At 44.8% G+C, this 2,260-nt stretch carries 2 protein-coding genes; both read right to left on the bottom strand.

Translation table 11 applies throughout. The annotated features are described in order from the left end of the window. Positions 1-190 precede the first annotated feature (190 nt). On the bottom strand, positions 191-1,879 hold the full coding sequence (locus LD028_RS02070) for a formate--tetrahydrofolate ligase (RefSeq protein ID WP_237810770.1): 1,689 nt from the start codon (positions 1,877-1,879) through the stop codon (positions 191-193). A gap of 173 nt (positions 1,880-2,052) precedes the next feature. After that, the coding region (locus tag LD028_RS02065) for a transposase (protein WP_237810769.1) at positions 2,053-2,260 on the bottom strand (208 nt) is incomplete at its 5' end.

Here is a 2,260-nt window from a genome sequence, read left to right as displayed (position 1 = left end):
TCCTCAGGAACAAGGTCATCAATCTTTACCGTTGTTTCCACATGTCTACGATCTTCTTGATGACGTTGAAGCATCCGATTTCCCCCTCCTATACCCTTATACCTATATATTAAAACAGCTTGTCGACTTTGTCGACAAGCTGAAAGCGCCTCATCACATAGATGAGACGCTTTTACACCTTATTGCTCACTTAGAAAAGCCCACGCGCGTTTCCATATTCATCGACATCCATTTGAAGCGCTGCTGGTTGTTTTGGTAGCCCTGGCATCGTCATTACATCTCCTGTTAAGGCAACGAGGAAACCTGCGCCAATCGATGGTTTTAATTCGCGCACTGTAATCGTGAAATCGATTGGTCGCCCGAGTTTTGATGGATCATCGGAAAGCGAATATTGCGTTTTCGCCATGCAAATGGGGAGCTTGTCCCACCCGAACGATGTAAATTGTTCGATTTGCTTTTTCGCCTTATCGGAAAAAGAAACGTCGTTTGCGCCATAAACAATGCGGGCAATTTTTTGGATTTTATCCGTAATCGGTTCATCTAATTCGTATAACGGGGTGTACGTGCTTCTTGTATTTTCGATTACTTCTAATACTTTATGAGCTAAATCAATTCCGCCATCTCCACCTTTTTCCCATACTTCCGTTAACGATACAGGATATTCTTTTTCTTCACAAAATGCCGTTAATGCTTGAATTTCTTTATCTGTATCCGTAATAAAACGGTTAATAGCAACGACAAACGGCAAACCAAACGCTTGAATCGTTTCAATATGTTTCTCTAAATTGGCTAGTCCTTTTTTTAATGCTCCGACATTTTCGCTCGCTAGTTGTTGTTTCCCTACCCCGCCGTGCATTTTTAACGCCCGAACCGTTGCCACAATGACAACTGCTGATGGTTCAATTCCTGCCGTGCGCGCTTTAATATGTAAAAATTTCTCCGCCCCTAAATCTGCACCAAATCCCGCCTCTGTCACGACATAGTCACCAAGCTTTTGCGCCATTTTTGTCGCAATGACGCTATTGCATCCGTGAGCGATATTGGCAAACGGGCCACCGTGCACAAGCGCAGGTACATGTTCTACCGTTTGGACTAAATTCGGTTTTAGCGCATCTTTTAATAAAAGTGTGAGGGCTCCTTCGACGCCAAGGTCAGCTACTGTAACTGGTTGACGATCCACGTTATATGCCACAACCATTTTTGCTAAACGCTGTTTTAAGTCTTGCAAATCGGTTGCTAAGCAGAACACCGCCATGATTTCAGAAGCAACGGTAATGTCAAATCCGTCCTCGCGTGGCACGCCTTGCGTCGGTCCACCTAATCCGACCACGACTTTACGTAGCGCACGGTCATTTAAATCAACTGCTCGCTTCCAAACGATACGACGCGTATCAATTCGTAATTCATTTCCTTGATGAATATGGTTGTCAATAAGGGCAGCTAAGGCGTTATTCGCGGTCGTAATCGCATGCAAATCGCCAGTAAAGTGCAAATTAATGTCTTCCATCGGCAACACTTGTGAATACCCTCCGCCTGTCGCCCCACCTTTTATGCCCATCGTCGGGCCAAGGGAAGGTTCCCGCATCGCGATCATCACTTTTTTACCAAGTTTATGTAACGCTTGACCAAGCCCAACTGTAACTGTTGATTTCCCTTCCCCCGCTGGCGTTGGATTAATGGAAGTCACTAAGATGACATGGCCGTCTTGTTTCGTCGCTAACCGCTTCAGTGCATGAAGGGAAATTTTCGCTTTATAATGCCCATACGGTTCAAGCTCTTCTTCTAACAAATCAAGTTCACTTGCAATGTCTTGAATGCGCTTTAATTTTGTTTCTTGGGCAATTTCAATGTCCGTTTTGATCTTCGCCGTCGTTGTCATTGTTCAGTCCCCCAGTATAAAAATAATCCCCCCTTATTTTAGCACGATGACGTCAACTACCCAACGACTAAAGTCGTGGGCTTGCAACTCCCCAGAAGTGCAAGCGGATGTTATCCTCCTTCCTTCACTTGGGGTTGCATCAGGGCAGGTTGACAACTACCCAACAACAAAAGTCATGCTTTTGTTGTTTCTTCAACGATGTACTCGATTCCTTTTCGTTGAAGATTCATCGCGCCAACTCGGTCGTCGTTTGATGTATATTGGCATGTTTGGCAACAGAACGTGTGCGTTTTCTTATTTCGATTCGCCTTTGCTGTATGTCCGCATTTTGGACATGTTTGGGATGTGTATGTTGGGTCTACCACAATCACTTTGGCTTGG

It is taken from the genome of Anoxybacillus sp. LAT27 (assembly GCF_022030075.1).
Classification (GTDB): domain Bacteria; phylum Bacillota; class Bacilli; order Bacillales; family Anoxybacillaceae; genus Anoxybacillus; species Anoxybacillus kestanbolensis.
Note: the sequence above shows the minus strand (reverse complement) of the source record. Positions and strands in the feature narration are given on the sequence as shown.

Coding starts and splice junctions, on each gene's coding strand:
- LD028_RS02070 (WP_237810770.1), bottom strand. CDS start 1,879: ATGACAACGACGGCGAAGATCAAAACGGACATTGAAATTGCCCAAGAA.